This is a genomic window from Pseudomonas sp. MT3, from assembly GCF_054720805.1.
On sequence record NZ_JBTVPY010000009.1, the window covers coordinates 42,318 to 63,730 of the forward strand.

Below are 21,413 nucleotides of genomic sequence, written 5' to 3' on the forward strand. Positions count from 1 at the left end.
AGATGGGCCGTACAAATGCATATCAGCGGTTGGCCGCGTGGAATCAGCCGATCTCGACGCGGCCTGCGAGGAAATGCCGCAGGCGCTCCTGCAGGTAATCCACGGCCTGTCCGTGGGCGAGGTATTCGCTGACCCGCATCAGGCGCCAATACTGGCCCTCGTCGCCGAAGCGGATGGCGTCGAGCTCGGCTCGATCCAGGCGCGCCACCAGGAACCAGGCCCACGGCGCGGGACCGTGGGTGGCGCGGTAGCGGCGCTGCCACTCGATACGCCGGGCATCCAGGCGGATGGCAAACTCCTCTTCCAGTTCACGCAGTGCGCACTGCGCCGGGGTTTCGTCGCCCTCGCGGCCGCCGCCAGGGAAGTCCCAGCAGCCGGGGTAGGGGATGCCGGGTTTCTCGTCGCGCTTGTAGACCACCAGTTGGCCGGCATGGAACAGCGCGAGCTTCGCGCCGGTGAAGTCGTCTTCGCGGTGCATTGATCCATTCCCCGTGTAGGGTTCTGTAAGTCGGCTAGTCTTTCCCGATCGCGGGCGATGCTTTGCCGCGCGCAAGCGCGTATGATGCGCGACCTTTTTATTCGTTGCATGCCACACCGGGAGGTGCCCAGATGACCGACACGCACGAAAACCCAGAACTGATCCCCGCGCCGGCCGGCGAGAAACTGCAGAAGGTCCTCGCTCGCATGGGCGTCGGCTCGCGCCGTGACGTCGAAGCCTGGATCGAAGATGGCCGGGTGAAAGTCAACGGCGCCGTGGCCACCCTTGGCCAGCGCGTCGGCGACCGCGATGCCATCGCTGTCGATGACCGCCTACTCAAGCGCGAGAAGATCGAAGAGCACGTCCGTCGCGTGCTGATCTACAACAAGCCCGAAGGCGAAGTCTGCACCCGCGACGATCCGGAAGGCCGCCCGACCGTGTTCGACCGCCTGCCGCGCCTGCGCAGCGGCCGCTGGATCAACGTCGGTCGCCTGGACATCAACACCACCGGCCTGCTGATGTTCACCACCGACGGTGAGCTGGCCAACCGCCTGATGCACCCGTCCTACGAGATGGACCGCGAGTACGCCGTGCGCGTGCGCGGCGAAGTCGACGAAGAGATGATCGAGCGCCTGAAAGCCGGCGTAATGCTCGAAGACGGCCCGGCCAAGTTCAGCGATATCCAGGAAGCGCCCGGTGGCGAAGGCTTCAACCACTGGTACCACGTGGTGGTGATGGAAGGCCGTAACCGCGAAGTCCGCCGCCTGTGGGAGTCCCAGGGTGTGATCGTCAGCCGCCTGAAGCGCGTGCGCTTCGGACCGGTGTTCCTGACCTCCGAGCTGACCATGGGCCGCTACCGCGAGATGGGCCAGCGCGAGCTGGATATCCTCAGCGAGGAAGTCGGCCTGACGCCGGTCGCCCTGCCGGCGGTTTCCACCAAGACCAAGGAGAAGGTCGAGCGCCAGGAGCGCAAGCTCGGCAAGAAGCTGGCGCCCAGCGAGCGTCCGGGCCGTGGCTCGCGTACCCGCACCGAGCGCGCCGAAGGCGAGCGCCCGCAGCGCGCGCCGCGCCCGGCTGCCGGTGAGCGTCCGGCGCGCGCTCCGCGTGATGGCGACGAGCGTCCGGCCCGAGCCCCCCGTGGTGATGACAGCCGTGCCCCGCGCAAGCCGCGCGAGACGGGCAGTGATCGTCCTGCTCGCGCCCCGCGTGGCGAAGACAGCCGTGCTCCGCGCAAGCCGCGTGACGCGGGCGGTAATCGTCCGGCCCGTGGTCCGCGCAGCGATGCCGGCGAAGACCGTGCACCGCGCAAGGCACCGAGCGATCGTCCAGCTCGCGCGCCCGAGCGCGACAAGGGCGCCCCGCTGGCCGAGCGTCCGGGCAAGCCGGCGCGCAAGCCGATTGCCAAGCGTCGCCCGCAGGCTGCCGGTGACGGCATGCGCCCGGGCTTCAAGCGCTAAGCGTTAGCGATAAATGAAAAAGGGCTCCTCGGAGCCCTTTTTCATTGCCTGCGAATTAGCAGAGCTTTGTAGGAGCGAGCTTGCTCGCGAACCCGCCTGACACCGAAGTCACCGGGAAACGCTGTTCGCGAGCAAGCTCGCTCCTACAGGGAGATAGTTCTCAACTCGCGCAGGCCAGCCGGTTGCGCCCGTCGCGCTTGGCTTCGTAGAGGGCGCTGTCGGCGCGGCGCAACAGGTCGTCCACCGACTCACCGCCATTGAGCGTGGCACAGCCCAGGCTGATGGAAAGCGGCAAGCGCTTGCCGTCGATGACCAGGTCCAGCTCCTCCACGGCGCGCCGCAGCCGTTCGCCCACCTGGGCGGCGCTGCTGCCGGGAGTATTGGAAAGCAGCACGAGAAACTCCTCGCCGCCGAAACGGAACACCATGTCGACGTTGCGCAGGCTGGTCTTGACCGCCGCCGCCACCGCGCACAGGGCGTCGTCGCCGATGCTGTGGCCGAACGCGTCGTTGATCTGCTTGAAATGGTCCAGGTCGAGCATCAGCAGCGACAACGGTTGCAGGTGGCGCCGGGCGACCTCGACCTCGCGAGTCAGGGCCTGGTCCATCGCGATGCGATTGCCGGTGCCGGTGAGCGCATCGCGCAGGGCGGACTGCACCGCGGCGCGGTAGAGCAGGGCGTTGCGCAGCGGGTAGAGCAGGCAGGCCATCAGCGACTCCAACTGGCCCAGCTCGGCCTCGGAGAAGCGCTGGCGGCGGCGGAAGCAGAGTTCGCCCAGGTACTCGCCGTCATGGGTGAGGCGATAGCCGGCGCTGTGCGCTGCCGAGTCGCCGAACTCCAGGCGCAGGTCGGCCCCCGAGTGCTGGTAGGCCAGGTAGTCCACCGGCAGCAGGCGCTGGATCTCACTGAAGAACACCGCCAGGATACGTTCGGCTTCCAGGCTGGCCTGCAATTGCAGGTTCAGTTGCTGGCGCAGTTCCAGCGGGTCGAGCGGAAGCCTGGGACGCTGGCGCGTCTCCTGGGCGGCCAGGCGCTGGAGCTTGGCGGCATCGAAGTCGATGGTGTTGGACTGTTTGGGGGGAACCATGACGCGAGGCAACCTCTGACGCATTTTGTACGGCGACAGGAGGGACAGAGCGATTTCCGTGCCAGCCCTCGAAAAGTCTCCAAAAGAGCGCTTATGGACCGACAGAAGGCGGGTTGGGTTCCGATGGGGTGGAAGTTTCGTCAGAAGAGTGGCGAAATAATGGCACTTTGCCGGGAGTCAGAAAGCGCGCTAGCCAGAAAACCGGCGAAATGCGGCGCCCCCGAGGCGGGGCGAGGGCGCCGTGGGGTCAGTCCTGGGCGTTGAAGGCCTGGCCGTTCACGCCCTTGCTGTCCGGACCCATGAGATACAGGTAGACCGGCATGATTTCTTCGGGCGCCGGGTTGTTGAAGGCGTTCTCGCCCGGATAGGCATGGGCGCGCATGGCGGTCCGGGTGGCGCCGGGGTTGATGCTGTTGGCGCGCACGCGGGTGATGTCCTCGCACTCGTCCGCCAGCACCTGCATCAGGCCTTCGGTGGCGAACTTCGACACCGCGTAGGCGCCCCAGTAGGCGCGGCCCTTGCGGCCGACGCTGCTGGAGGTGAAGACCACCGAGGCGTCCTCGGAGAGCTTGAGCAGCGGCAGCAGGGTGTGGGTGAGGCTGAACATGGCGTTGACGTTCACCTGCATGACGCGGGTGAAATTGTCGGTGGAAATCTGCTCGATGGGCGAGCGCAGGCCGAGGATCGAGGCGTTGTGCAGCAGGCCGTCGAGCTTGCCGAACTCCTTCTCGATGGTGGCCGCCAGCTCGTCGTACTGGTGCGGCAGGGTGGTTTCCAGGTTCAGCGGGATCACTACCGGTTCCGGATGGCCGGCGGCGACGATCTCGTCGTAGACCTCGTTGAGGTAGTCCTCGGTCTTGCCCAGCAGCAGCACGGTGGCGCCGTGGGCGGCGAAGGTCAGCGAAGCGGCCCGGCCGATGCCGCGACCGGCGCCGGTCACCAGGATCACGCGGCCCTTTAGCAGGTCGGGGCGGGCGGAGTAGTCGAACATGGTTTCTCCTAAGCGGAGCCCGTCAGCGCGACGAGCTCCCGGGAATTGAACTCAGCAGGAGCAGAGCGCGCGGTCGAGGACGGCGAGCAGGTCGCGGGGCTGATCGACGATGACGTCGGCGCCCCAGTGCGCGGGGTTGTCGTCCGGGTGGATGTAACCGTAGCGCACGGCGGCGGTCTTGGTCCCGGCGGCGCGGCCCGACTCGATGTCGCGCAGGTCGTCGCCGATGAACAGCGCTTCGGACGGGTCGATCTTCAGCTGGCTGCAGGCCAGCAGGAGCATTTCCGGGTCCGGCTTGCTGTTCTTCACATGGTCCGGGCAGACCAGCACGGCGGAGCGCTCGGCCAGGCCCAACTGCTGCATGATCGGCGCGGCGAAGCGCACCGGCTTGTTGGTCACTACACCCCAGATCAGGCGCGACTGCTCGATGCTCTCCAGCAGCTCGGCCATGCCGTCGTACGGGCGGGTGAAGACGGCGCAATGTTCCTGGTAGCGATCGAGGAACTCCTGGCGCAGGGCCTCGAAACCGGCGGCTTCCGGGTCCATCTCGAAGGTCGCGGCGACCATCGCGCGGGCACCGCCGGAGACCACGTCCTGGATGCGCTGGTCGTCGATCGGCGGGCGGCCGTGGGCCTTGAGCATCGCCTGGCACACGGCGATGAAGTCCGGCGCGGTGTCCAGCAGCGTGCCGTCCATGTCGAAGAGAACCGCTCTGAGCATGCGACTCACTCCTCGCGCAGGGTCTGGATCATGTAGTTGACGTCGACGTCGTCGGCCAGCTTGTAGTGCTTGGTCAGCGGGTTGTAGGTCAGGCCGATGATGTCCTTGACCGCCAGGCCGGCGTCGCGCGACCAGGCGCCCAGTTCGGAGGGGCGGATGAATTTCTTGAAGTCGTGGGTGCCGCGCGGCAGCAGGCGCATCACGTATTCCGCACCGACGATGGCGAACAGGTAGGCCTTCGGGTTGCGGTTGATGGTGGAGAAGAACACCTGGCCGCCGGGCTTGACCATCCTGTAGCAGGCGCGGATGACCGAGGCAGGGTCCGGCACGTGCTCGAGCATCTCCAGGCAGGTCACCACGTCGAACTGCTCGGGCATCTCTTCGGCCAGTTCTTCGGCGGTGGTGCGGCGGTATTCCACCGGCACGCCGGATTCCAGCTGGTGCAACTGGGCGACCGCCAGGGGCGCTTCGCCCATGTCGATACCGGTGACGGTGGCGCCGCGCTGGGCCATCGCTTCGCTGAGGATGCCGCCGCCGCAGCCGACGTCGAGTACCTTCTTGCCGGCGAGGCTGACGCGCTCGTCGATCCAGTTGACCCGCAGCGGGTTGATGTCGTGCAGGGGCTTGAACTCGCTCTCGCGGTCCCACCAGCGGTGGGCGAGGGCCTCGAATTTGGCGATCTCGGCGTGGTCGACGTTGCTCATGGTGTCCCTATTGATCAAAAAGCTGGAAACGAAGACTGACTATGATGCCAGCTTCGTGGAATGGATGGGGCGCGGCATGACAGATTGTCGCAGCGGCGGCCGGCATCCTCAGGCAGCGCGGCCTGAGGATGCCGATCCGGGGTGGGCTCAGGCGCCGGCGATCCTGCGACCCCACTCGCCGGCCACGGCGATCAGGCGCTCTTCGTCCAGGCGGGTGAGCTGGCCGTCGTCCAGCAGCTGCTTGCCGCCGACCCAGACGTGGCGCACGCAGTCGCGGCCGCTGGCGTAGATCAACTGGGAAACCGGCTCGTAGACCGGCTGCTGGGCCAGGCCCGAGAGGTCGAAGGCGGTCAGGTCGGCGGTCTTGCCCAGCTCCAGCGAGCCGGTTTCCTGCTCCATGCCCAGCGCGCGGGCGCCGTTCAGGGTGGCCATGCGCAGGGCGCGGTGGGCGTCCAGTGCGGTGGCCTGGCCGGCCACGGCCTTGGCCAGCAGGGCGGCGGTGCGGGTTTCGCCGAGCAGGTCGAGGTCATTGTTGCTGGCGGCGCCGTCGGTGCCGATGGCGACGTTGACGCCGGCCTGCCATAGCCGTTCCACCGGGCAGAAGCCGCTGGCCAGCTTGAGGTTGGATTCCGGGCAGTGCACCACCGAGCTGTTGGTTTCCACCAGCATCGCCAGGTCCTCGTCGTTCACCTGGGTCATGTGCACGGCCTGGAAGCGCGGACCGAGCAGGCCCAGGCGGTGCAGGCGCGCCAGCGGCCGCTCGCCATGCTTCTCCAGCGCCTGCTGGACCTCGAAGGCGGTCTCGTGGACGTGCATGTGGATGCCGACGTCCAGTTCCTCGGCGAGCATCAGGATGTTTTCCAGCTTGTCGTCGCTGACCGTGTAGGGCGCATGCGGGCCGAAGGCCACCTTGATGCGCGGGTGGTGCTTGAGGTCATCGCGCAGCGCCAGGCCCTGGCGGATCGCCTCGTCGGCGTCGCGGGCGCCGGGCACCGGGAAGTCCAGCACCGGCACGCTGATCTGCGCGCGCACGCCGGCCTTGTGCACCGCCTCGCAGGCCACCTGCGGGTGGAAGTACATGTCAGAGAAGCAGGTGATGCCGCCCTTGAGCTGTTCGGCGATGGCCAGCTCGGTGCCGTCGCGGACGAAGTCCTCGCCGACCCACTTGGACTCCGCCGGCCAGATGTGTTCCTGCAGCCAGGTCATTAGCGCCAGGTCGTCCGCCAGGCCGCGGAACAGGCTCATCGCCGCGTGGCCGTGGGCGTTGATCAGGCCGGGGGAGAGCAGCATGCCCGGCAGCTCGCGGGTTTCCGAGGCCGGGTGGCGCAGCGCCTCGGCGCGCGGGGCGAGCAGGGCGATGCGGCCGTCGCGGATGCCCAGACCGTGATCGCGCAGGACGACGCCGGCGGGCTCCACGGGGACGATCCAGGAGGGAAAGAGCAGCAGGTCGAGCGGGACTTTGGCGGTGGGCATGGAGCGCATCCTGGGCGCGGGGATAAAGGGCCCGAGTATAGCCGAGCGCCACTCGATCCGGCTCGGTATACTCGGCGCTTTTACCCGCCCGTGCGGGACGATTCCCGGGGCCGGGAAAGGCCCGCGATTCCATTGAAATGAAGAGGTGTTCCATGCGTGAGCGACTGTTGGCGGCCGAACGGGTGACAGCCATTGATTGGCGCAAGGGGACCCTCCGCCTGCTGGACCAGCGCCTGCTGCCGCTGGAGGAAACCTGGCTGACCTACGAGAGCGCCGAGGGCGTGGCCGAGGCCATCCGCCAGATGGTGGTGCGTGGCGCGCCGGCCATCGGCATCGCCGCCGCCTATGGCGTGGTCCTGGGGCTACGCGCCCGCCTGGCCGTGGGTGGTGACTGGCGCGCGGCGCTGGAGAACGATTTCAGCGTGCTGGCCGAGTCGCGTCCCACCGCGGTCAACCTGTTCTGGGCGCTGAACCGCATGCGCGACCGCCTGGAGCGTCTGAAGCCGGGCGAAGACCCGATGCCGCTGCTGGAGGCGGAAGCCATCGCCATCCATGAAAGCGACCGCGAAGCCAACCTGACCATGGCCCAACTGGGCGTGGAGCTGATCCGCAAGCAGCACAGCGGCCCACAGAAGATCCTCACCCACTGCAACACCGGCGCCCTGGCCACCGGCGGCTTCGGTACCGCGCTGGGGGTGATCCGCGCCGCGCACCTGGAAGGGCTGATCGAGCGCGTCTACGCCGACGAGACCCGTCCCTGGCTGCAGGGCGCGCGCCTGACCGCCTGGGAGCTGGCCAACGAGAACGTGCCGGTTACCCTCAATGCCGACGCGGCCGCCGCGCACCTGATGAAGACCGAGAGCATCACCTGGGTCATAGTCGGGGCCGATCGCATCACCGCCAACGGTGACGTCGCCAACAAGATCGGCACCTACCAGCTGGCCGTCAACGCCATGCACCACGGCGTGCGCTTCATGGTGGTGGCGCCCAGTTCGACCATCGACATGAACCTGGAAAGCGGTGAGGACATCCCGATCGAGGAGCGCGACGGCCGTGAGCTGCTGGAAATCGGCGGCAAGCGGGTCGCCGCCGAGGTCGATGCCTTTAATCCGGTCTTCGATGTGACTCCGGCGGATCTGATCGATGCCATCGTGACCGAGCGCGGGGTGGTCGAGCGTCCCGACGCCGAGCGCATGGCCCAGTTGATGAGCCGCAAGCGCCTGCATTGACGGGGCCTGCGGCAATTCATCGTGGGGGCTGGGCGAGGGTAGGGTTTGACCCTGGCTTGTGGTAAGCTCCGACGGTTCTTAAGGGGGCATTTTCACGGCCCCCACAGCATCGCGGATCAACGGCCAAGTCGTTGATTTGTAGAGAGTCGGTGGCGCTTTGATGGCGCACCGCGCTCCGCCGGGCTCAGGACGGGCGAGGCGGAGTCCCATTTGAAAAAGGAACCAGGCTTCTCATGGGCGAACTGGCCAAAGAAATCCTCCCGGTCAACATCGAAGACGAACTCCGACAGTCCTACCTCGATTACGCCATGAGCGTGATCGTCGGTCGTGCCCTACCCGATGCGCGCGACGGCTTGAAGCCCGTGCATCGCCGCGTCCTGTACGCCATGAGCGAACTGGGCAACGACTGGAACAAGCCCTACAAGAAGTCTGCCCGTGTGGTCGGCGACGTGATCGGTAAGTACCACCCGCACGGCGACACCGCGGTGTACGACACCATCGTCCGCATGGCCCAGCCCTTCTCGCTGCGCTACATGCTGGTCGACGGCCAGGGCAACTTCGGTTCGGTGGACGGCGACAACGCCGCGGCCATGCGATACACCGAAGTGCGCATGTCCAAGCTTGCCCATGAGCTGCTGGCGGACCTGGACAAGGAAACCGTCGACTGGGTGCCCAACTACGATGGCACCGAGCAGATCCCGGCGGTCATGCCGACCAAGATCCCGAACCTGCTGGTCAACGGTTCCAGCGGTATCGCCGTGGGCATGGCGACCAACATCCCGCCGCACAACCTCACCGAGGTGATCGACGGCTGCCTGGCGCTGATGGACAACCCCGAGCTGTCCATCGATGACCTGATGCAGTACATCCCCGGTCCGGACTTCCCGACCGCGGGCATCATCAACGGCCGTGCGGGCATCATCGAGGCCTATCGCACCGGTCGTGGCCGCGTCTATATCCGTGCCCGCGCCACCATCGAGGACATGGAGAAGGGTGGCAACCGCCAGCAGATCATCATCACCGAGCTGCCCTACCAGCTGAACAAGGCCCGTCTGATCGAGAAGATCGCCGAGCTGGTGAAAGAGAAGAAGATCGAAGGCATCACCGAGCTGCGCGACGAGTCCGACAAGGATGGCATGCGCGTGGTCATCGAGCTGCGCCGCGGCGAAGTGGGCGAGGTCGTGCTGAACAACCTCTACGCGCAGACCCAGCTGCAGAGCGTCTTCGGCATCAACGTGGTGGCCCTGGTCGACGGCCAGCCGCGCACGATGAACCTCAAGGACATGCTCGAGGTGTTCATCCGTCACCGCCGTGAAGTGGTGACCCGCCGGACCGTCTACGAGCTGCGCAAGGCCCGCGAACGCGGCCACATCCTCGAAGGGCAGGCGGTCGCCCTGTCGAACATCGACCCGGTGATCGAGCTGATCAAGACCTCGCCGACCCCGGCCGAGGCCAAGGAGCGCTTGATCGCCACTGGCTGGGAATCCAGCGCCGTGGAAGCGATGGTCGAGCGCGCCGGCGCCGATGCCTGCCGTCCGGAAGACCTGGACCCGCAGTACGGCCTGCGTGACGGCAAGTACTTCCTGTCGCCGGAGCAGGCCCAGGCCATCCTGGAATTGCGCCTGCACCGCCTGACCGGCCTGGAGCACGAGAAGCTCCTGTCCGAGTACCAGGAAATCCTCACCCTGATCGGCGAGCTGATCCGCATCCTGACCAGTCCCGAGCGTCTGATGGAAGTCATCCGCGAGGAGCTGGAGAAGGTCAAGGCCGAGTTCGGCGACGCCCGCCGCACCGAGATCGTCGCGTCGCAGATGGACCTGACCATCGCCGACCTGATCACCGAAGAAGAGCGCGTGGTGACCATCTCCCACGGCGGCTACGCCAAGTCCCAGCCGCTGGCCGCCTACGAGGCCCAGCGTCGCGGTGGCAAGGGCAAGTCCGCCAGTGGTGTGAAGGACGAGGACTACATCGAACACCTGCTGGTCGCCAACAGCCACGCCACCCTGCTGCTGTTCTCCAGCAAGGGCAAGGTCTACTGGCTGCGCACCTTCGAGATCCCGGAAGCCTCGCGTACCGCCCGTGGCCGTCCGTTGGTGAACCTGCTGCCGCTGGACGAAGGCGAGCGCATCACCGCGATGCTGCAGATCGACCTGGAAGCCGTGCGCGCCCAGTTCGCCGGCGACGAGAACGATGACGACGACGTGGTTGCCGAGCAGGTCGCCGAAGTGGTGGAAGCCGAAGAGGGCGAAGAGGGCGACGACGCCGACTTCAGCCAGGACGAGCCGACCGGCGCCTACATCTTCATGGCCACCATGAAAGGCACCGTGAAGAAGACCCCGCTGATCCAGTTCACCAAGCCGCGCTCCAACGGTCTGATCGCCCTGAAGCTGGAAGAGGGCGATTCGCTGATCGCCGCCGCCATCACCGACGGATCGAAGGACGTGATGATGTTCTCCGACGCCGGCAAGGTGATCCGCTTCAAGGAAAGCAAGGTGCGCATCATGGGTCGTGCTGCCCGTGGCGTGCGCGGCATGCGCCTGGCCGAAGACCAGCGCATCATCTCCATGCTGATCCCCGAGTGCCGCGAGGCGCAAATCCTCACCGCCTCCGAACGCGGTTACGGCAAGCGCACGCCGCTGGCCGACTACCCGCGTCGCGGTCGTGGTGGCCAGGGCGTGATCGCCATGGTGATCAACGAGCGTAACGGCAATCTGGTGGGCGCCGTCCAGGTGCTGGATGGCGAGGAGATCATGCTGATTTCCGACCAGGGCACCCTGGTGCGTACCCGCGTCGACGAAGTTCGCGGTGCGGGCCGTAACACCCAGGGCGTGATCCTCATCAAGCTCGCCGCCGACGAGACCGTCGTGGGCCTGGAGCGGGTGCAGGAGCCGACCGTGGTGGAAGACGAAGACGACGTCATCGACGGCGAGATCGTCGAGGGCGAAGTGTCGGAAGAGAACCCAGAAGCAGGCGAAGCTGTGGCTGAAGAAGCCCCGCAGGCCAGCGAAGACTGATAGCGAGAGTGGATGTGAGCAAGCGAGCCTTTAACTTCTGCGCCGGTCCCGCGGCGCTTCCCACCGAGGTGCTGGAGCGCGCCCGCGCCGAACTGCTGGATTGGCAGGGCAAGGGCCTGTCGGTCATGGAGATGAGCCACCGTAGCGACGACTACGTGGCCATCGCCGAGAAGGCCGAACAGGACCTGCGCGACCTGATGGGCGTGCCGTCGAACTACAAGGTGCTGTTCCTGCAGGGCGGCGCCAGCCAGCAGTTCGCCGAGATCCCGCTGAACCTGCTGCCCGAAGACGGCGTGGCGGATTACGTGGAAACCGGCATCTGGTCGAAGAAGGCCATCGAAGAGGCTCGCCGCTACGGCAACGTCAACGTGGTTGCCAGTGCATCCAAGTACGACTACTTCGCCATCCCCGGGCAGAACGAGTGGAACCTGTCCAGGGACGCCGCCTACCTGCACTACGCGTCCAACGAGACCATCGGCGGCCTGGAGTTCGACTGGATTCCGCAAGTCGGCGACGTCCCGCTGGTGGTGGACATGTCCTCGGACATCCTCTCGCGCCCGACCGACGTGTCGAAGTTCGGCCTGATCTACGCCGGTGCGCAGAAGAACATCGGCCCGTCCGGCCTGGTCGTTGTCATCGTCCGTGAAGACCTGCTGGGCCGCGCCCGCAGCATCTGCCCGACCATGCTCAACTACAAGGTCGCCGCCGATAACGGCTCTATGTACAACACCCCGGCGACCTACTCCTGGTACCTCTCCGGCCTGGTCTTCCAGTGGCTGAAGGAGCAGGGCGGCGTCGAGGCGATGGAGCAGCGCAACCGCGCCAAGAAGGACATGCTGTACGGCTTCATCGACAGCAGCGACTTCTACACCAACCCGATCCAGCCCAGCGCCCGCTCCTGGATGAACGTGCCGTTCCGCCTGGCCGACGAGAAGCTCGACAAGGCCTTCCTCGAAGGCGCCGACGCGCGCGGCCTGCTCAACCTCAAGGGCCACCGTTCGGTGGGCGGCATGCGTGCCTCCATCTATAACGCCCTGGGTCTGGACGCCATCGAAGCCCTGGTCGGCTACATGGCCGAGTTCGAGAAGGAGCACGGCTGATGAGCGACGCTGACCAGCTCAAGGCTTTGCGCGTACGCATCGACAGCCTCGACGAGAAGATCCTCGAGCTGATCAGCGAACGCGCCCGCTGCGCCACCGACGTGGCGCGCGTAAAGATGGCCGCCCTGCCCGAAGGCGAGAAGCCGGTGTTCTACCGGCCCGAGCGCGAGGCCTGGGTGCTCAAGCACATCATGGAACTGAACAAGGGCCCGCTGGACAACGAGGAAGTCGCTCGTCTGTTCCGCGAGATCATGTCCTCCTGCCTGGCTCTGGAACAGCCGCTGAAAGTGGCCTACCTCGGCCCGGAAGGCACCTTCACCCAGGCCGCGGCGCTCAAGCACTTCGGCCACGCGGTGATCAGCACCCCGATGGCGGCCATCGACGAGGTGTTCCGTGAAGTCGCCGCCGGTGCGGTGAACTTCGGCGTGGTGCCTGTGGAAAACTCCACCGAGGGCGCGGTCAACCACACCCTCGACAGCTTCCTCGAGCACGACATGGTGATCTGCGGCGAAGTCGAGCTGCGCATCCACCACCACCTGCTGGTGGGCGAGAACACCAAGACCAGCAACATCACCCGCATCTACTCCCACGCCCAGTCCCTGGCCCAGTGCCGCAAGTGGCTGGACGCGCACTACCCGAATGTCGAGCGCGTGGCGGTCTCCAGCAACGCCGACGCCGCCAAGCGGGTGAAGAGCGAGTGGAACAGCGCCGCGATTGCCGGCGACATGGCGGCCAGCCTGTACGGCCTGGACAAGCTGCACGAGAAGATCGAGGACCGCCCGGACAACTCCACGCGCTTCCTCATGATCGGCAACCAGGAAGTGCCGCCCACCGGCGACGACAAGACCTCCATCATCGTCTCCATGCGCAACAAGCCGGGCGCGCTGCACGAGCTGCTGGTGCCGTTCCACAACAACGGCATCGACCTGACCCGCATCGAGACTCGCCCGTCGCGTAGCGGCAAGTGGACCTACGTGTTCTTCATCGACTTCGTCGGTCACCACAAGGACCCGCTGATCAAGGACGTGCTGGAAAAAATCAACAGCGAAGCCGTTGCCCTGAAGGTGCTGGGCTCGTACCCCAAAGCGGTTCTCTGAACCGACAGCCGCAAGCCAGGGCCGCAAGCTGCCGACACGTCGGTAGACGGTTGATGGCTTGCGGCCCATAGCTTGAGGCTTTTAGCGATGTCGTGTGATTTCCTTGCCCTGGCCCAGCCGGGTGTGCAGAAGCTTTCCCCCTACGTACCCGGCAAGCCGGTCGATGAGCTGGCCCGCGAGCTGAAGCTTGACCCCGCCGGCATCGTCAAGCTGGCCAGCAACGAGAACCCGCTGGGCCCGAGCCCCAAGGTCCTCGAAGCGCTCCGCGCCGAACTGGCCGAACTGACCCGCTATCCCGACGGCAACGGCTTCGAGCTGAAGAGCCGACTGGCCGCCCGTTGCTCCGTCGACACCGCGCAGGTCACCCTGGGCAACGGCTCCAACGACATTCTTGACCTGGTTGCCCGCGCCTACCTCGCGCCCGGCCTGAACGCCGTGTTCAGCCAGTACGCCTTCGCTGTCTACCCGATCTCCACCCAGGCCGTCGGCGCCCAGGGCAAGGTCGTGCCGGCAAAAGACTGGGGCCATGACCTGGAAGCCATGCTGGCGGCCATCGACGCCAACACCCGCGTGGTCTTCATCGCCAACCCGAACAATCCCACCGGCACCTGGTTCGGCCCGGACGCGCTGGAGCGCTTCCTGTCGCAGGTTCCGGAGAATGTCCTGGTGGTGCTCGACGAGGCCTACATCGAGTACGCCGAAGGCGAAGAGCTGCCGGACGGCCTGAAATATATGGCGCGCTACCCGAACCTGCTGGTCTCGCGCACCTTCTCCAAGGCCTACGGCTTGGCGTCCCTGCGCGTTGGCTACGCGATCTCCTCGGCGCAGGTCGCCGACGTACTCAACCGCGTGCGCCAGCCGTTCAACGTCAACAGCCTGGCCCTGGCCGCCGCCTGCGCCGCGCTGGACGACGCCCAGTACCTGGCCGAAGGCAAGCGCATCAACGACGAAGGCATGGCCCAGCTGGAAAACGGCCTGCGCGCGCTGGACCTGCAATGGATTCCCTCCAAGGGCAACTTCATCGCCGTGGACCTCAAGCGCGATGCCGGTCCGGTCTACCAGGCCCTGCTCGCCGAGGGCGTTATCGTCCGTCCGGTGGGCGGCTACGGCATGCCACAGCACCTGCGCATCTCCATCGGCCTGCCGGCCGAGAACGCCCGTTTCCTCGAAGCGCTGGCCAAGGTACTCGCCCGTGCCTGATGTCCAGCCGCAAAAGCTTCGCCGCCTGGTTGTGGTGGGGCTTGGCCTGATCGGCGGCTCCTTTGCCAAGGGCATCCGCGAAAAAGGTCTTTTCGAGGAAGTGGTCGGCGTCGACCGTGATCCGGAAACCCGCCGTCTGGCGGTGGAACTGGGCGTGGTCGACCGTTGCGAAGAAAGCCTCGCCGCCGGTTGCCGCGAGGCCGACGTGATCCAGCTCGCCGTGCCGATCCTCGCGATGGAGAAGGTTCTTGGCGAACTCGCCAGCCTCGACATTGGCAACGCGATCCTCACCGACGTGGGCAGCGCCAAGGGCAACGTGGTACGTGCGGCGAAAGCGGTGTTCGGCGGCATGCCGGCGCGCTTCGTACCGGGCCATCCCATCGCCGGCTCCGAGCAGAGCGGGGTGGAAGCGGCCAACGCGAAACTGTTCCGCCGTCATAAAGTCATCCTCACGCCGCTGGATAATGCCGATGCGGACGCGATCCAGTGCGTCGAAAGCCTCTGGCGCGAGCTGGGGGCGGATGTCGAACAGATGGCTGTCGAGCACCACGACGAAGTCCTTGCCGCCACCAGCCACCTGCCGCACCTGCTGGCCTTCACGCTGGTCGACTCGCTGGCCAAACGCAGCGAGAATCTGGAGATCTTCCGCTATGCCGCTGGCGGCTTCCGCGACTTCACGCGGATCGCCGGCAGCGACCCGGTGATGTGGCACGACATCTTCCTCGCCAACCGCGAGGCGGTGCTGCGCATCCTCGACGTATTCCGTGACGACCTCGATGATCTGCGCGAGGCCGTCGACCAAGGGGACGGGCAACAACTGATGGGCGTCTTCACCCGCGCCCGCGTTGCCCGCGAGCATTTCAGCAAAATCCTGGCCCGCCGGGCCTATGTGGACGCCATGCACAACAATGACCTGATTTTCCTGGCCCAGCCGGGTGGCCGCCTCTCCGGACGTGTTCGCGTACCGGGCGACAAGTCCATTTCCCATCGCTCGATCATGCTCGGCTCGCTGGCCGAAGGCACGACCGAGGTGCAAGGCTTCCTCGAGGGTGAAGACGCCCTCGCCACCATCCAGGCGTTCCGCGACATGGGCGTGGTCATCGAAGGCCCGCACCACGGTCGCGTGACCGTTCACGGCGTCGGCCTGCATGGCCTGAAGACTCCGCCCGGCCCGATCTACCTGGGCAACTCCGGCACCTCGATGCGCCTGCTCAGCGGCCTGCTCGCCGCCCAGCCGTTCGACACCACCCTGACCGGCGACGCCTCACTGTCCAAGCGTCCGATGAACCGCGTGGCCAAGCCGCTGCGGGAAATGGGCGCGGTGATCGAGACCGGTCCCGAAGGCCGTCCGCCGCTGACCATCCGTGGCGGCAACAAGCTCACCGGCATGCACTACGAAATGCCGATGGCCAGCGCCCAGGTGAAATCCTGCCTGCTGCTCGCCGGCCTCTACGCGGCCGGTGAAACCTCCACCACCGAACCGGCCCCGACCCGCGACCACACCGAGCGCATGCTGCGCGGCTTCGGCTACCCGGTGGACGTCGAAGGTGCTACCGCCCGCGTCGAGTCCGGCCACAAGCTCAGCGCCACCTCCATCGAAGTCCCGGCCGACATTTCCTCGGCGGCCTTCTTCCTGGTTGCCGCGAGCATCGCCGAAGGTTCCGACTTGACCCTGGAGCACGTCGGCATCAACCCGACCCGCACCGGCATCATCGACATCCTCAAGCTCATGGGCGCCGACATCACCCTGGAAAACCAGCGTGAAGTGGGCGGCGAACCGGTTGCCGACATCCGCGTGCGTTCGGCCCGGCTGAAAGGCATCGATATCCCCGAAGACCTGGTGCCGCTGGCTATCGACGAGTTCCCGGTACTCTTCGTCGCCGCCGCCAACGCGGAAGGCCGCACCGTCCTGCGCGGCGCGGAAGAACTGCGGGTGAAGGAATCCGACCGCATCCAGGTCATGGCCGACGGCCTGCTGGCCCTGGGCGTGAAGTGCGAACCGACCCCGGACGGCATCATCATCGACGGCGGCAGCTACGGTGGCGGCGAAGTCTGGAGTCACGGCGACCACCGTATCGCCATGTCCTTCAGCGTGGCCTCCCTGCGTGCCGGCGCGCCGATCCGCATCCACGACTGCGCCAACGTCGCCACCTCCTTCCCGAACTTCCTAGGGCTGGCCGCCGGCGCGGGCATCCGCGTCGCCGAGGAGGGCAAGTAAATGAGAGGCGAATGGCCGGTCGTCGCCATCGACGGCCCCAGCGGTTCCGGCAAGGGCACGGTCGCCGGTCTGCTGGCCAAGCGTCTGGGCTGGAACCTGCTGGATTCCGGCGCGTTGTACCGCCTGCTGGCGTTCGCCGCCGGTAACCACGGCATCGACCTGACCAACGAGGAGGCCCTCAAGGTCCTGGCTGCGCACCTGGACGTGCAGTTCACCCACCGCAAGGGCGGGCAGGGCCAGCACATCATCCTCGAAGGCGAAGACGTCACCGACGTGATCCGTACCGAGCAGGTCGGCGCCGGCGCCTCGCAAGTCGCCGCGCTGCCCGCGGTGCGCGACGCGCTGCTGCAACGCCAGCGTGCCTTCCTCGAAGCGCCGGGCCTGGTGGCCGACGGTCGCGACATGGGCACCGTGGTCTTCCCTTATGCGCCGCTGAAGATCTTCCTCACCGCCTCGGCCGAGGAGCGCGCCCGCCGCCGCTACCTGCAGCTGAAGAACAAGGGCATCGACAGCGACCAGGCGCAACTGGCCGAGGAAATCCGCACCCGCGACGAGCGCGACAGCCAACGCGCCGTGGCACCGCTGAAACCGGCGGAAGGTGCGATTCTGGTGGACTCCACCGAGATGACCATCGACGCGGTGGTGGAGAGCATTCTCGGAGAGATCGCCCGGCTCGGCCTGGACAATCTCTGATCCCCTCTGCCCATCCGGATGCCCTGAGCGTTCGGATGGGTTCCTCCTCATCCTCGGAAAATGCCGTCCGTAGCTGCGGAACGGTCCTGCATCTCCGAAAGTCTCCCAGCCCTCACCATTACCTACTCATTTTTCTGGGCGGTTTGTAGAAAACCGGTCCGAGTCGGTCGGGGGGCGTGCGTGTCGAAGCATCACTTTCTTTCCTGGTACGAGTCCGTGTTCGAGCGCTTCGGACTGACCGTCGCGCTGGCGCGGCGGGAGATCGAATCCAGGTATCGCGGCACCTTGCCGGGGCGGGCCTGGATCATTATCGCCCCCTTCCTGATGCTGGTTGTCTACACCTTCGTGTTCGGCCATATCCTGAAGTCCCGCTGGGGTGCCGATCAGGACACCTCTTCATTTGCCCTGACCCTGTTTTCGGGGTTGCTGCTCAATACCCTGCTGGGTGAATGCCTGAGCCGTGCGGCATCAGTGATGCACAGCTATGGCAACTACGTGAAGAAACTGGTTTTTCCCCTTGAAGTCATTCCTCTTTCCGTGGTTCTTGCCGGGCTGCTCAATGTATTCATCGGCTACCTTGTCCTGCTTGTAGCCATGCTGCTGTTGGGACATCCGCTGGCTTGGAGCGTGCTCTACCTGCCGTTGGTGTTGCTGCCGTTTCTCGTATGCCTTGTCGGGTTGACCTTCCTAATCGCGGCGCTGGGGACGTATTTCCGAGATGTCGGACAAATCGTGCAGTTCGTCCTGATACTCGCCTTGTTCCTCAGTCCGATCCTTTACCCGTTGACCTCTCTTCCTGAATCCGCGCGCTCCTACCTCGCGCTGAACCCGTTGACTATTCCGGTCGAGACGGTGCGGGCTGTTCTCTTCGGTTCGCCATTGCCGGAGCTGTCGCAGATCGTTGCTTACCATGTGACGGCCGGGGTTCTCGCGGTGATCGGTATCGGGCTGTTCATGCGCGTGAAATGCGGATTTGCCGATGTCCTCTGAACGAGCGGACGACCTGATGCAGGCGGTTTCACCGGACCTGCTGGGGCAACGCCTGATTCGCAAGGGGTTGGTGTCTGATCAGGAGGTTGAACGGGCGCTCGATCTCCAGGCACGCATCGGTGGCCGCCTGGGAGGCATCCTGATGCGCTCCGGCGCACTCTCGGAGACGGCGCTGCTTGAAGAGCTTGCCGAGCAGTTGGCACTTCCTCTCGTAGGGCGGGATCTGGAGGGGCCGTCGGCCGTTGCTATTGCCGGATTGCTGGAGGCGACGCCGATCAGTGTCGAGTGGTTTCTTTCCGAACAGATAGTGCTCTGGCAGGACGAGCCGAACGCCTTGCTGGTGGCGGCTCGCGACCCCCTGGAGCCCGCCCTGCGTGATGTGTTGAGTCACTTCTATCCCGACCTGACCCCGCACTGGGTGTTGTGCCGTTCCCAGGAACTGGATGCCTGGCTGCGGATCATCGATGAACACCAGCAACGTGATGGATGGAAGTCCCAGACGATCGGGGATGACGATGTACGGCATCTGCGTGAAATGGCAGAAGAGGCGCCGATCGTCGAGTTGGTGAACAACGTGATCGGCCAGGCTATCGAGAAGCGTGCTTCGGACATTCATATCGAGCCGAGCGAGTTCAGCTTCCAGGTGCGCCTCCGGGTGGATGGCGTCCTGCAGTCGCAGCTATCGCTTCCTCGCGAGCGTTTTGCCGCCGTGGTGTCGCGAATCAAGCTGATTTCCATGATCGATATCGCCGAGCGACGTCTTCCACAGGATGGGCGGATGAGCGTGAGAGTCGGTGGCCAGGAGATGGATATCCGGGTTTCGACGTTACCCGGTGTGCACGGCGAGTCCGTGGTGATGCGTCTGTTGCCCAAGAAGCGTGAGGGGTTACGTCTGGATAGCCTTGGCATGCTGCCGGATCACCTGGAAATGGTGCGTACCTGGACGCTGGAGCCTCATGGCATCGTGCTGGTTACCGGCCCCACCGGCTCGGGCAAGTCGACCACGCTTTACGGTTGCCTGGAATCGATCAATGACGGGGTACGCAAGATCATCACGGTGGAGGACCCGGTGGAGTACCAGGTGCCGCATATCACCCAGGTCCAGGCCCATTCGGAAATCGGCCTGACCTTTGCCGCGGCGTTGCGCTCGATCCTGCGCCAGGACCCGGACGTAATCATGATCGGTGAGATCCGTGATCTGGAAACGGCGGAAATTGCCGTGCAGTCCTCGCTGACCGGACATCTGGTGTTCTCAACACTGCACACGAATGACGCCGTGAGCGCTTTCACCCGCCTCATCGATATGGGGGTGGAGCCGTTTCTGGTTGCTTCACCGGTGCGCGGTGTGCAGGCCCAGCGGTTGGTTCGAAGCCTGTGCAGCCACTGTGCTGAACCTCATGCATCCGGGCTCCCCGAAGCAGAGCGGCAGGGGGTGGAGAGTCTGGTGGCGAAGTTGTTCCCGAATCGGGCGCCGGCCTGGAAGCGCGCGGTGGGGTGCGCGCAGTGCCAGGGCACCGGTTACCGGGGGCGCTTGGGAATCTACGAAATGATTGACGTGCTGCCACAGATGCAGGAACTGATCATGCAGCGTTCTCCAGTGGAGCAGATGCGGCGCCTGGCCCTGGCTCAGGGTTTCCGCAGCATGCGCGAGGACGGCTTTATCAAGGCCTGGATGGGCTTGACCACGGTCGATGAAGTCCATCGTGTGACCAGCGGTTGACACCATGCGCATGCAGTACCTAGCCATCGACCGCCACGGTAAACGCTGTCGCGGTGAATTGAATGCCAACTCCAGGGAGGAGGCCGCACGGCAACTGGAGGCCCAGGGGCTGACGCCGCTGTCGCTGGCGCAACCCAGTCGCTCGATGATGCGCAGGGGTCGAAGGTTGCGGGCCGAGGAGCTCAATCTGGCGCTCTATGAGTTGGCGACCTTGCTTGGCGCAGGTGTCAGCCTGGCGGAGGCGGTCGAGGCGCAACAGCGGGCCGCGCAGCATCCCCGCCTGGCCGATGCCTTGCAAGGGATGAATGACGGGCTCCGCCAGGGACGTTCTTTCCCCCAGGTACTGGAGGCGGCGCGTCTACCGTTGCCTCGCTATGCCTATCAGTTGGTCACCGCCGGAGAAATGACCGGCAACCTCGCAGCCTCGTTGCGCGATTGCGTCGCCCAGATGGAGTACGAGCGGCGTACCCGGGACGAGATCCGCAATGCCTTGATCTACCCGGCGATCCTGGTGATGAGCGGTATCGGCGCGGTGGCGATGATGTTCGTCTTTGTCGTGCCCAAGTTCGCCAACCTGCTCGAGCATGCCGATCGTTTGCCTTGGCTGGCCTGGGCGGTACTCAGCAGCGGCGTGTGGTGCAGGAACAACGCGATGCTCCTGGCCTTGATGGTGGCGATGGCCGCAGTGCTCGCTGTATCGCTGGCAGGCAACTCCCGGGTACGAGGGCGAGGCCTGGGGGCCTTGCTGCGGCTGCCCGTTCTTGGCGAGTGGCTGCTACAGGCCGAGGTCGCCCAGTGGTCGAAGGTGCTCGGCACCTTGCTGGGCAATCGCGTGGCATTGGTCGATGCCTTGCGCCTTGCCGCCGAGAGTCTGCGGGTTCCGACGCAGCGGGAGGTGATGGAGCGAGTCACCCAGGATGTACGAGGCGGTTTATCCCTCTCGCTGGCGCTGGAGAATCGGCATGCCATAACCGCCACGGGCGGCAACCTCATTCGGGTTGGGGAGACGTCCGGGCGCTTGTCGGAAATGCTCGACAGCCTCGCTGGGCTGTATGAGGAGCAGGGGCGGTCGAGGATGCGGAGAGTGTTGGCGCTGGTGGAGCCGTTATCGATCCTGCTGATCGGTACGGCCTTCGGCGTGATCATCACCGGCGTCGTTCTGGCGATCACCAGCGCCAACGACATCGTGCTGTGAACGGACCGCGACGGGCTTGCCCCGCCGGGCATCGGAAAGTCGCCGGC

The 21,413-nt window shown here is 65.7% G+C and carries 17 protein-coding genes; 11 read left to right on the top strand and 6 right to left on the bottom strand.

The features are described 5' to 3' along the window. Window positions 1–43: 43 nt before the first annotated feature. Window positions 44–478 (bottom strand): NUDIX hydrolase, encoded by a 435-nt coding sequence (locus tag ACYCAX_RS11010; RefSeq protein ID WP_015478154.1) that lies wholly within the window; start codon window positions 476–478, stop codon window positions 44–46. 131 nt (window positions 479–609) lie between these two features. Here ACYCAX_RS11010 and rluB point away from each other — a divergent pair, with 131 nt between their 5' ends. Next, complete coding sequence (rluB, locus tag ACYCAX_RS11015; RefSeq protein ID WP_294974300.1) at window positions 610–1,935, top strand: 23S rRNA pseudouridine(2605) synthase RluB; 1,326 nt, start codon at window positions 610–612, stop codon at window positions 1,933–1,935. A gap of 160 nt (window positions 1,936–2,095) precedes the next feature. On the opposite strand, the gene ACYCAX_RS11020 is transcribed toward rluB, so the two are convergent. The 5 genes from ACYCAX_RS11020 to ACYCAX_RS11040 form a co-directional block, all read right to left on the bottom strand. Continuing rightward, entirely contained in the window at window positions 2,096–3,022 is a 927-nt protein-coding gene (locus ACYCAX_RS11020) for a GGDEF domain-containing protein (RefSeq protein WP_015478152.1), read from the bottom strand. Window positions 3,023–3,269: 247 nt separating this feature from the next. Then, window positions 3,270–4,013, bottom strand: a complete 744-nt coding sequence (locus ACYCAX_RS11025) for a YciK family oxidoreductase (protein ID WP_294974304.1) — start codon at window positions 4,011–4,013, stop codon at window positions 3,270–3,272. A 51-nt stretch (window positions 4,014–4,064) separates the two neighbouring features. After that, window positions 4,065–4,742 carry an N-acetylmuramic acid 6-phosphate phosphatase MupP gene (gene mupP, locus ACYCAX_RS11030; protein WP_294974307.1) on the bottom strand — a complete coding sequence of 226 codons (678 nt, stop codon included), beginning with the start codon at window positions 4,740–4,742 and terminating at the stop codon, window positions 4,065–4,067. Further along, window positions 4,739–5,437, bottom strand: a complete 699-nt coding sequence (gene ubiG, locus ACYCAX_RS11035; RefSeq protein WP_015478149.1) for a bifunctional 2-polyprenyl-6-hydroxyphenol methylase/3-demethylubiquinol 3-O-methyltransferase UbiG — start codon at window positions 5,435–5,437, stop codon at window positions 4,739–4,741. Before ubiG ends, mupP begins: the two co-directional genes overlap by 4 nt. 147 nt (window positions 5,438–5,584) lie before the next feature. Beyond that, window positions 5,585–6,910 (bottom strand): TRZ/ATZ family hydrolase, encoded by a 1,326-nt coding sequence (locus tag ACYCAX_RS11040; protein ID WP_015478148.1) that lies wholly within the window; start codon window positions 6,908–6,910, stop codon window positions 5,585–5,587. Between the two features lie 152 nt (window positions 6,911–7,062). On the opposite strand from ACYCAX_RS11040, the gene mtnA reads away from it, so the two are divergent. From mtnA to ACYCAX_RS11090, 10 genes are all read left to right on the top strand, one after another. Then, entirely contained in the window at window positions 7,063–8,139 is a 1,077-nt protein-coding gene (gene mtnA / locus ACYCAX_RS11045) for an S-methyl-5-thioribose-1-phosphate isomerase (protein ID WP_015478147.1), read from the top strand. A gap of 233 nt (window positions 8,140–8,372) precedes the next feature. Next, on the top strand, window positions 8,373–11,153 hold the full coding sequence (gene gyrA, locus ACYCAX_RS11050) for a DNA gyrase subunit A (protein WP_460248002.1): 2,781 nt from the start codon (window positions 8,373–8,375) through the stop codon (window positions 11,151–11,153). Window positions 11,154–11,167: 14 nt separating this feature from the next. Next, window positions 11,168–12,253, top strand: coding sequence for a 3-phosphoserine/phosphohydroxythreonine transaminase (serC, locus tag ACYCAX_RS11055; RefSeq protein ID WP_460248003.1), 1,086 nt, complete (start codon window positions 11,168–11,170; stop codon window positions 12,251–12,253). Further along, window positions 12,253–13,350, top strand: coding sequence for a prephenate dehydratase (gene pheA, locus ACYCAX_RS11060; protein ID WP_015478144.1), 1,098 nt, complete (start codon window positions 12,253–12,255; stop codon window positions 13,348–13,350). Before serC ends, pheA begins: the two co-directional genes overlap by 1 nt. 87 nt (window positions 13,351–13,437) lie before the next feature. Further along, complete coding sequence (hisC, locus tag ACYCAX_RS11065) at window positions 13,438–14,550, top strand: histidinol-phosphate transaminase (RefSeq protein WP_460248004.1); 1,113 nt, start codon at window positions 13,438–13,440, stop codon at window positions 14,548–14,550. Beyond that, complete coding sequence (locus ACYCAX_RS11070) at window positions 14,543–16,768, top strand: bifunctional prephenate dehydrogenase/3-phosphoshikimate 1-carboxyvinyltransferase (protein WP_460248005.1); 2,226 nt, start codon at window positions 14,543–14,545, stop codon at window positions 16,766–16,768. Before hisC ends, ACYCAX_RS11070 begins: the two co-directional genes overlap by 8 nt. Beyond that, complete coding sequence (gene cmk, locus ACYCAX_RS11075) at window positions 16,769–17,461, top strand: (d)CMP kinase (RefSeq protein WP_015478141.1); 693 nt, start codon at window positions 16,769–16,771, stop codon at window positions 17,459–17,461. Between the two features lie 180 nt (window positions 17,462–17,641). Next, window positions 17,642–18,451 carry an ABC transporter permease gene (locus ACYCAX_RS11080; protein WP_294979119.1) on the top strand — a complete coding sequence of 270 codons (810 nt, stop codon included), beginning with the start codon at window positions 17,642–17,644 and terminating at the stop codon, window positions 18,449–18,451. Continuing rightward, entirely contained in the window at window positions 18,441–20,171 is a 1,731-nt protein-coding gene (locus ACYCAX_RS11085) for a GspE/PulE family protein (RefSeq protein WP_294979122.1), read from the top strand. The genes ACYCAX_RS11080 and ACYCAX_RS11085 overlap by 11 nt, the downstream gene beginning before the upstream one ends. Window positions 20,172–20,175: 4 nt before the next feature. Next, on the top strand, window positions 20,176–21,366 hold the full coding sequence (locus ACYCAX_RS11090; RefSeq protein ID WP_294979124.1) for a type II secretion system F family protein: 1,191 nt from the start codon (window positions 20,176–20,178) through the stop codon (window positions 21,364–21,366). The last annotated feature ends 47 nt before the right edge of the window (window positions 21,367–21,413 follow it).

What these genes read in the sequence shown, in the direction of transcription:
- ACYCAX_RS11010 (WP_015478154.1), bottom strand. Translation starts at nt 478, where the DNA reads ATGCACCGCGAAGACGACTTCACCGGCGCGAAGCTCGCGCTGTTCCAT.
- rluB (WP_294974300.1), top strand. Translation starts at nt 610, where the DNA reads ATGACCGACACGCACGAAAACCCAGAACTGATCCCCGCGCCGGCCGGC.
- ACYCAX_RS11020 (WP_015478152.1), bottom strand. Translation starts at nt 3,022, where the DNA reads ATGGTTCCCCCCAAACAGTCCAACACCATCGACTTCGATGCCGCCAAG.
- ACYCAX_RS11025 (WP_294974304.1), bottom strand. Translation starts at nt 4,013, where the DNA reads ATGTTCGACTACTCCGCCCGCCCCGACCTGCTAAAGGGCCGCGTGATC.
- ubiG (WP_015478149.1), bottom strand. Translation starts at nt 5,437, where the DNA reads ATGAGCAACGTCGACCACGCCGAGATCGCCAAATTCGAGGCCCTCGCC.
- ACYCAX_RS11040 (WP_015478148.1), bottom strand. Translation starts at nt 6,910, where the DNA reads ATGCCCACCGCCAAAGTCCCGCTCGACCTGCTGCTCTTTCCCTCCTGG.
- mtnA (WP_015478147.1), top strand. Translation starts at nt 7,063, where the DNA reads ATGCGTGAGCGACTGTTGGCGGCCGAACGGGTGACAGCCATTGATTGG.
- gyrA (WP_460248002.1), top strand. Translation starts at nt 8,373, where the DNA reads ATGGGCGAACTGGCCAAAGAAATCCTCCCGGTCAACATCGAAGACGAA.
- pheA (WP_015478144.1), top strand. Translation starts at nt 12,253, where the DNA reads ATGAGCGACGCTGACCAGCTCAAGGCTTTGCGCGTACGCATCGACAGC.
- hisC (WP_460248004.1), top strand. Translation starts at nt 13,438, where the DNA reads ATGTCGTGTGATTTCCTTGCCCTGGCCCAGCCGGGTGTGCAGAAGCTT.
- cmk (WP_015478141.1), top strand. Translation starts at nt 16,769, where the DNA reads ATGAGAGGCGAATGGCCGGTCGTCGCCATCGACGGCCCCAGCGGTTCC.
- ACYCAX_RS11085 (WP_294979122.1), top strand. Translation starts at nt 18,441, where the DNA reads ATGTCCTCTGAACGAGCGGACGACCTGATGCAGGCGGTTTCACCGGAC.
- ACYCAX_RS11090 (WP_294979124.1), top strand. Translation starts at nt 20,176, where the DNA reads ATGCGCATGCAGTACCTAGCCATCGACCGCCACGGTAAACGCTGTCGC.